Annotated in this window: 5 protein-coding genes and 1 pseudogene; 5 read left to right on the top strand and 1 reads right to left on the bottom strand. The window is 70.2% G+C overall.

Annotation, left to right across the window (positions count from 1 at the left end; genetic code table 11):
• The first annotated feature begins 496 nt into the window (after window positions 1–496).
• From AC3EUV_RS37925 to AC3EUV_RS37935, 3 genes are all read left to right on the top strand, one after another.
• The gene (locus tag AC3EUV_RS37925; protein WP_435604867.1) at window positions 497–2,776 is read left to right on the top strand and encodes a protein kinase domain-containing protein; all 2,280 of its coding nucleotides are present in this window, start codon (window positions 497–499) and stop codon (window positions 2,774–2,776) included.
• Window positions 2,777–2,957: 181 nt separating this feature from the next.
• Complete coding sequence (locus tag AC3EUV_RS37930; protein WP_432147084.1) at window positions 2,958–4,298, top strand: ATP-binding protein; 1,341 nt, start codon at window positions 2,958–2,960, stop codon at window positions 4,296–4,298.
• Complete coding sequence (locus AC3EUV_RS37935; RefSeq protein ID WP_432147085.1) at window positions 4,295–5,428, top strand: tetratricopeptide repeat protein; 1,134 nt, start codon at window positions 4,295–4,297, stop codon at window positions 5,426–5,428. Before AC3EUV_RS37930 ends, AC3EUV_RS37935 begins: the two co-directional genes overlap by 4 nt.
• A 176-nt stretch (window positions 5,429–5,604) precedes the next feature.
• On the opposite strand, the gene AC3EUV_RS37940 is transcribed toward AC3EUV_RS37935, so the two are convergent.
• On the bottom strand, window positions 5,605–6,513 hold the full coding sequence (locus AC3EUV_RS37940; protein WP_435604868.1) for a LysR family transcriptional regulator: 909 nt from the start codon (window positions 6,511–6,513) through the stop codon (window positions 5,605–5,607).
• A gap of 137 nt (window positions 6,514–6,650) precedes the next feature.
• On the opposite strand from AC3EUV_RS37940, the pseudogene AC3EUV_RS37945 reads away from it, so the two are divergent.
• Window positions 6,651–7,470 (top strand): annotated as a pseudogene (locus tag AC3EUV_RS37945) (3'(2'),5'-bisphosphate nucleotidase CysQ).
• A gap of 41 nt (window positions 7,471–7,511) precedes the next feature.
• On the top strand, window positions 7,512–8,108 hold the full coding sequence (locus AC3EUV_RS37950; RefSeq protein ID WP_432147088.1) for an NADPH-dependent F420 reductase: 597 nt from the start codon (window positions 7,512–7,514) through the stop codon (window positions 8,106–8,108).
• Window positions 8,109–8,324: the final 216 nt, after the last annotated feature.

Consider the following 8,324-nt stretch of genomic DNA (forward strand, 5'->3'; position numbering starts at 1 on the left):
TGCCGTACCGGGGGCGGCCGCCCCCCGGCATGGCCACGCGATCAGGTCAGCGAGGCCATCGGGATCGGCGTCGGCCGCGAACCGGATGACAGGCCGGGTCTCGTAGGGGATGACACGCATGATGCGATATCGGATCGCCCCCACGTCGGTGGGAAGGACAGGGCGATGCCGACGGTGAACGGCAGTGTGCGCGGATCACCCCCGCGGGCGCGGGGAGCAGAGACCTCGTCCGGGAGGCGGCGAGGCGCGTGGGACTACCCCCGCTTCCGGGATGGGCTCTCCAAGAACGTGATGGCCAACCGACCACGGTGTTGCAACAAGCTCTGGAATCCGCCCTCCTCTTGGCGAGGCTTCGTCGCGTGCGGCACGGGGCAGCAGCCCTGAGATCCTGTTCGTCACCCACCCTGCTCTGCTGTACTGCCCTGCGGCTAATGTGCAGGAGAGGTACGCAGGACCGTGGTGGCAGAGGTGCACGGGGGACGGGAGGTCGGGAAGGGTGTCGCTGCGCGCAGGTGATCCAGCCGAGATCGGCGGTTATCCGCTTGAGGCGCGACTCGGCTCGGGTGGGATGGGCACGGTCTTTCTGGCCCGTACGAGTTCGGGGCGTCGTATCGCGATCAAACTGATCCACCCGCAGTTCGCGGCGGACGACGAGTTCCGCATCCGCTTTCGGCAGGAGGTGGCGGCGGCGCGGCAGGTGAGTGGCGCGTTCACCGCCGCCGTGGTCGACGCTGCCCCTGAGGCCGAGCAGCCGTGGATGGCGACGACCTATATCCAGGGGCACACGCTCGCCCGGCGCATCGCCACGAAGGGCCCGTTGAGCGGAGCGGAGCTGAGGAGGCTCGCCATCGGGCTGGCGGAGGCGCTGCGGGACATCCACCGGGTGGGGGTCGTCCACCGTGACCTGAAGCCCTCGAACGTCGTACTCTCGCCCGAGGGCCCACGCGTCATCGACTTCGGAATTTCGCGCGCCGTGGACCAGCAGACGCTGACGATTACAGGGCGGGTCATCGGTACGCCGCCCTTCATGTCGCCGGAGCAGTTGCAGGCGCCGCGCGATGTGGGGCCGCGGTCCGATGTCTTCTCGCTGGGGACGCTGCTGGCCTACTCAGCGACGGGCCACGGGCCCTTCGACGCGGAGAGCCCGTACATCGCTGCGTTTCAGGTGGTGCACAGGGAGCCGTCGCTGGAGGATGTGCCGGCGGCCTTGCGCACGGTCGTCGAGTCGTGCCTGGCCAAGGAGCCCAACGGGCGGCCCTCGGCGGACGAACTCCTCGTGCTGCTACGGGACCTGCCGGCCGACCTCGACCAGATCGACGCGAGGGGAGTTGGCGCGGGCCGCACCCGCGACATGGTCACCGAGCATCACTTCGCGGCGCCGGCCACCCCGGCGCCGGCCACCTCCACGCCGGCCACCCCGGCGCCGGCGCCCCCGACCATCACCCCGGCCGCTCCCGATACGGGGAGCGCCGACACCTCCATCGGCCGCCGACTGCGTCGCCGCTGGCATCCCGTGCTCGCGGCCGCGGTCGCGGTCACCGTGGCAGCAATTGGTGGAGGAGTCGCCGCACTGACGTCGGGCGCCTTTGGGGGGAACAGCGGCGGCGACAAGGGCAACAGCCTTGCAGTGCCAGGTGCCGCACTTCCGGACGGCTTCGAACCGTGGCACAAGGCCGTACCCGGCGGTCGCCCGGACATCCCCGACGAGCTGCGTTGCCTCGCGCACGGCGACGCGCTGTTCTGCGGGGGCGGCAGTGTCGTCGCGACCCGTATCAGGGCCAGGGACGGCTCGCGGGTGTGGACGGCGAAGAGCCCCGGCGTCCCCGTCAACGGCATGCACCTGGTGGGCGCCACCGACGACACGGTGCTCGGTTACCGCTTCGCCGCCCAGGACGCCCCGCAGGACCCTCGCAGCGAGGTGGTGGCCCTCGACGCGAGCAACGGCCGGGAGTTGTGGTCCGTGCCGTCCGGCGCCCAGTCGACGGCCGTCACGGGTCGGACTCAGGACGCCATTGTGGTCGGTTCCGACGTCGTGACGGTCGACGCTTCCAACTCCCGCTTCGAGGCCCGCAACGCGCACAGCGGTCAGGTCACCTGGACATCCTCATTCCCTGCGGGTACGCAGTGCGCGCCCGTCTCGGTGGGGCCGCAGCTCGTCGCGATGTGCGCGACGGATGCGGAGGTGAACGCCTTTGCAGTGCGCCACCCCACCCTGTACCCGGTCGACCGCGCCTCGGGGACACTGGGCAGGCCCATCGCGGTCAACGGCCCCGCCGTGCCGATGGGCGTCGCCAACGGCAGGCTCGTACTCCTGCAAGTACACAGGAAGGGAACGGAGCTGGCCGGCTACAACGGGGTGGCGCGGGTCGACCCGGCCTCGCGGAAGGTCACGTACTCCCGACTGGCCGAGACATACGCGGGGACGCCCGGCATGGCGGACGGCACCGTCTATGTGAGCGGGCAGACCGGTCTCGTCACAGCACTCGACTCGGCGACCGGCCGGAAGAAGTGGTCGCGGCAGACTGGCGTGGAGGGCGCGGCGGGTCCTGTTGCGGGAGCCGGCGCACTGTATTTCAGCTCGGCCACCGGCCGAGTGGTCGCGCTGTCGCCGGTCCATGGCAAACCCCTATGGACAACAGATCCGCAGGTCGATGGTTTGACGGGCGATCCGGGTGCGAGCCCGCGGGTGACCCTTGCAGGGCGTGCGGTGATCGTGGCCGCGGCCAAGAACACTCTCTTCGCTTTCGACGCGCAGAAGCCGCCGAAGTCGGGCTGACACGGGTGGCTGGACGGCGGCACCGATCAAACGGACACACCACCGGCGAACGAACCTGACCAAGCCCTACTACGTGCGCGGAGAGAACGCCCTCCCCGTGACCGCGGCACGGCCCGAAACAGGGCCGGGCACACCAAGGGCGCCCGCACGTCACCCACTTGGGCTCCGTAAAGTGTGGGTCATGTCGGAGGAATCCCCCCTTATACAGAGCATGCGCAGGGCCGTTGCGGCGGCGCCCGATGACGTGCCGCTGCGGCTTCACCTCGCCGAGTTGCTGCTGTCCGCGGGGCATGGTGACGCCGCGGTGGGGGAGGTCTCCGTGGCGTTGCAGCACGCGCCCGGTGACGCCCAGGCACGCGAGTTGATGGTCCGGGCCCTGGCAGGTACTCCGACAAACATCTCCGACGAAGCCGCGCTTCCCTCACCGCCGCAGTCCCCGGTGCCCGGCCGGCCTCCGACCTCGGTGGCCGAACCGTCGCAGGATCCCGCGGCCGGCCAGGCCCCGGCGTCCGCCCCCGCCTCGGGACCGGGCTTCAACTGGAAGGCCGCCGAGAACCAGGTCGGTGATGTCGTGCCGCCCCGCTTCGTGGAAGCGCCGCTGACCGTCGACGGCAGCGGCAATCCTGAGGATGCCGCCGCCTGGGATGTGGAGCGGCCCGGGGCCGTCCGCCTCGCCGATGTGGGCGGCATGCAAGAGGTCAAGGAGCGGCTGGAGGCGGCCTTTCTGGCGCCGTTGCGCAATCCGGAGCTGCGCCGCCTGTACGGCAAGAGTCTTCGCGGCGGTCTCCTGCTGTACGGGCCGCCGGGCTGCGGCAAGACCTTCATCGCCCGGGCGGTCGCCGGCGAGCTCGGGGCGAACTTCCTGTCCGTGTCGGTCAACGACGTGCTCGACATGTGGATGGGCAACTCCGAGCGCAATATGCACGAGCTCTTCCAGACCGCCCGCCGCCAAGCCCCGTGCGTGGTCTTCCTGGACGAACTGGACGCGCTCGGCGGAAAGCGCAGCCGCACCCAGAGCGCGGGGATGCGCAACACCGTCAACCAGTTGCTGACCGAGCTGGACGGCGTCGAGGCGGAGGCGAACGAGGGCGTGTTCGTGCTCGCCGCGACCAATGTGCCCTGGGACGTGGACATCGCACTGCGCCGCCCCGGCCGGCTGGACCGGACCTTGCTCGTGCTGCCACCCGACGGACCGGCCCGGGAGGCGATTCTCCGCTACCACCTGCGGGAACGGCCCATCGAAAACGTCGACCTCGGCAAGCTCGTCAAGGCCACCGACGGCTTGTCCGGCGCCGACCTGGCCCATGTGTGCGAGGCCGCGGCCGAGCATGCGCTGCTGGACTCGGCCCGGACCGGGACCGTACGTCTGATCGGGATGAAGGACCTGCTGGCCGCGGCGGGGCAGATCGGTCCCTCAACGGAGCCGTGGTTCGCGGCCGCCCGCAACGTGGCGATGTACGCGAACGACGGCGGGATGTACGACGACCTGGTGGCCTACCTGAAGAAGAAGCGGAAGCTGTGACCGAACTGAACTCAGCCGTCGAGCAGGCCCGGGCCCTCTACGATTTTGAACGCTACGAGCAGGCCCGGGCTGTGCTGGCGCAGCACCTCGCCGGAAACCCTGACGACCGGCGTGCCTGGATCGAGATCGGCCACTGCCACCTGAAAACGGAGCAGCCCGAACAAGCCCTTCACGCGGCTGACGAGGCACTCAAGCTGGCTCCCGAGAACTTCTTCGCACTCATCCTGCGCGCCAAGGCACTGACCTGCATACCCGACAGGGCATGGCGCGCGGCCGAGCCCGTACTGCGCGAAGCGGTCCGGGCCGACCCGCACCACTGGTACGGCTATGCGATGCTCGCGGACGCCGTATGCCGCATGTCGATGGTCCGTTACGTCCAGGAGAACGGCTCCACATTCCCCCCGCCCCACGAGCTCGCCCACGTCCTCCGCGAGGCGACCGACCTGGCAGCGGAGGCGCTGCGGCTGGGCCCCGAGGAGATCTACGCCCACGAAATCGCCCACCAGATCGCCACCTTCTCGCTCAACACCGCCCTCGCCGACCAGCTCGACCACGCCATCCTCCGGCTCGACCCCACCCACGCAGAGGCCCTGGCTCGCCAGACTCAGAAGGCCGCCCAGGCCCCGGGCGTCAAGGCCGCCCAGGCCGCCGACCTCTACGCCAGCGGGCTCTCCGCCGCACCGGACTCCGCCGAGATGCAGCGCGGCCTCGACCAAGCCACCTACCACATGCTGCGTGGGGTGCGGTGGCCGGCCCTGCTCTGTGTCGGCTTGGCCGGGTCGATGCTGGATCTGGACATGTTCGTCCGAGAGGGCGAGGTGGCGCGGGAATTGCCGCTGTCCCTCGGTCAGCGCCTGTGGTACCTCGTGCCGGTGACCGCCATCTGGATCGTCGGCACACTGCTGCGCTACCGCCGCCGGCGCGCCGGGGTCCAGCTCAATGTGCGGTCACTGATACGCCGCCGCCGGTGGCCCCGCATAGTGCTGGCCCAGGCGGCCTGGGCCATGCTGTGCGCACTGCTGATCGCCCAAATACCCTGGGAGGAAAGGATGTTGCCCCAGATGCTGTTCTGGGCAGGACTCGCGCCGACGTTTGCGACGTTCTGGTTCGACCGGAAGAAGACCCGGTGAGGAACGGCCCGACCCGAAGGGAGAGGAAAATTCCGGGCCGCTGGCTCCGATGCTGAACAGCCCGTGTACGCCTACCGCCGGGGGCTGGTGATCTGTTGCGATTCCGCACAGCGGCCGGCCGTGCGGAATCGAGGTGGTCGCGTGGACGTATGGGTGAAGCTGCCGGACGGCGCCGACTACGACGACGCTCCGCCCCTGGCCAGTGCGGTTCGCGCCAGCCCGCGCAGCCAGGCGTGGGCGTGGTCGGTGTCGTAGCGCTGATGCCACGACAGATATATCGGTGCCGACGGCAGTTCGAGCGGGAGGGGGAGCACGACCAGGCCGAGGTCGGCGACCGCTGACCGCGTGGTGGCTTCGGGGACGCTGATCAGGAGATCGGAGCCGCGCGCGAACTCCAGCGCGGCCGCTTCCGTGGGCGCGGTCGCCACCACGCGGCGGGTGAGGCCGAGCCGCGCGAGGGCGTCGTCGAGGGCATTGCTGAGGTTTCCACGTCGCGAGACGGTGACGTGCTCAGCGGCGGCGTACCGCTTTGCGGTGACGGTCCTGACGCGGGTGAGGGGGTGCCCCTGCCTCACGACGATGACGAGGCGGGTCTCGCCCACGTTCTCGGCACGGATGTCCGGTGCGCTCGGCCGGTTGGCGTTCGCCTCCAGGTCGACCTCGCCGCGCCGCAACTCGGGGGTGTCGATGCTCGATTCCGCGACGAAGCGCAAGCGCACGCCCGGCGCCTGTCCGCGCACGGCCGCGAGCAGTGCGGGGCCGCTCAAGGCGACCAGGGAATCATGCCAGCGGAGTGTGAAGGTGCGCTCCAACGTCGCCAGATCGAGTTCACGGCTCGGTGCCAGCACCCCCTGGACCTGGTGCAGCAGCTCGTGCACCTGTTCCCGGACGGCGATCGCATACGGCGTCGGGGTCATCGTGCGGCCGGTGCGCACCAGGATCTGATCCCCGGTCGTGCGCCGGATCCGGCCCAGACTCCGGCTCATCGCGGGGGCGGTGACGTGCAGGCGCGCGGCTGCCCCGGCCACACTTCCCTCCTCCAGCAGCGCGTCGAGCGCGGCGAGCAGGTTCAAATCCAATTGCATGTGAGTAATCCTAGCCGTGCTTGACATGCATTTGAAGTTAATCAAACGGCTCTATACCTTCGAAATGAGAGCGCAAGACGGAACGCACAGCCTGGCCCGAGCGGCCTCAACACCCCTCCTCACACGGGAGTACCGCCATGTCCGAAACGCTTCAGACCACTGACGTCGCCGCCTTTGACGCCGACCTGCTCGGCCGGACCGCGATCGCCGTGCGCGCGGCCGGTTCGGCGCTGCGCGAGCGCTTCGGCGAGGTGATCCGCTACCGGACCCGCGAAGAGCTGATGCGCGCTCTCGCCGCCAACGACGACACGGCCCTCGACATCCTGCGCCCCCGCCTCACGCGCCTGCGCCCGGACGCCGGCTGGGTGGAGGACGAGCTGGACGGCGGGGCGCTGCCGCCCGGCGAATGGTGGGTCGTGGATCCGGCCGAAGGCAACGTCAACCACCTTGCACGCCCTGCCGGAGTGGGCGGTGACCGCCACCCTCGTGCGTGAGAACCAGCCGGTGCTCACCGCGGTCCACCTGCCGTTGACCGGCGAGACCTACACCGCGCTCACCGGAGCGGGCGCCTACCTCGACGGCCGACCGCTGCACGTCTCCCCGACCGCGGACCTCGGCCTGAGCATCGTGGCCACCAGCCAGGCCCGGCCGGACGAGAGCGAGAAGGTCGTGCGGCGCGTCGGCTCCTCGATCACCGCGATGCTCTTCGACGCGCTCGTCGTCCGCACCGCCGTGCCCGCGACCCTGCACCTGCTGAACGTGGCCGCCGGCCGGATCGACGCCTTCTGGCAGTTCGCCGGCGCCCGCGCGGACCTGCTGCCCGGGGCGCTGCTCGTCACCGAGGCCGGCGGACAGATCTCCGACGCCGAGGGCCGCCCCTGGACCCCGCAGAGCGAGGGCTTCCTGGCCGCCGCGCCCGGCGTCCACGCCCAGGCCGTTGCCACACTCTCACCCTGACCGCACACCACAACCTGCACGCACGGAAGGACCAGATCATCATGACCACGATCGCAGTTCTCGGAAACGGCCGCGTCGGCGGCAACCTGGCCAGAGCCCTCACCCGGGCAGGGCACGAGGTGACCGTGGCGGACCGCGCGCCGGGCGCCGCCGCCGACGCTGCCCGGGCAGCCCAGATCGTCATCAACGCCACCCCGGGAGCCGGCTCGCTGGACCGGCTCGTCGCCCTGCGCGAGGAACTGCGCGACAAGATCCTCGTCGACGTCTCCAACGCCACCGTCGACGGACCGGACGGACTGCCCGCCGACCTGATCTACCCCGGCTCAAGCCTCGCCGAGCAACTCCAGGAAGCGCTCCCCGAAACGCGCGTCGTCAAGACACTCAACACCATGCTCTTCCCGGTGATGACCGCGCCGGCCACGCTCACCCAGGCGCCCGACGCCTTCCTCTCCGGCGACGACCCGCAGGCCAAGCAGACCATCCGTGAACTGCTCATCAACCTCGGCTGGCGCAAGGAGTGGGTCACTGACCTCGGCGGGATCCGAACCGCCCGCGCCACGGAGGCCGCGATACTGTTCGTACCGCACGTGATTCGGTCCAGCGGATTCGCGCCCTTCGCGATCTCGATCGCCCGCTGATCCGCACACAGCGCACCGCCGCCGGGGTGGTGTCCAGGACCACCATCAGCTGAGCCAGGCCCAGCACGGCCAGGATGTGTCCACGACGTGGCGCGGCCGCACCCTCGGGTTCGAGGGCCGCAGCGGATGCGGTGCTCATGACGAACTCCAAGTCGATGAAGAAGTATCAGTGAGTAGAGGGGCGGGGGGGGGGGGGGGGGGGGGGGGGGGGGGGGG

The sequence above is a fragment of the Streptomyces sp. bgisy130 genome (assembly GCF_057708345.1).

Excerpts from the sequence above, each read along its gene's own strand:
- AC3EUV_RS37930 (WP_432147084.1), top strand. The coding sequence starts at position 2,958 with ATGTCGGAGGAATCCCCCCTTATACAGAGCATGCGCAGGGCCGTTGCG.
- AC3EUV_RS37940 (WP_435604868.1), bottom strand. The coding sequence starts at position 6,513 with ATGCAATTGGATTTGAACCTGCTCGCCGCGCTCGACGCGCTGCTGGAG.
- AC3EUV_RS37950 (WP_432147088.1), top strand. The coding sequence starts at position 7,512 with ATGACCACGATCGCAGTTCTCGGAAACGGCCGCGTCGGCGGCAACCTG.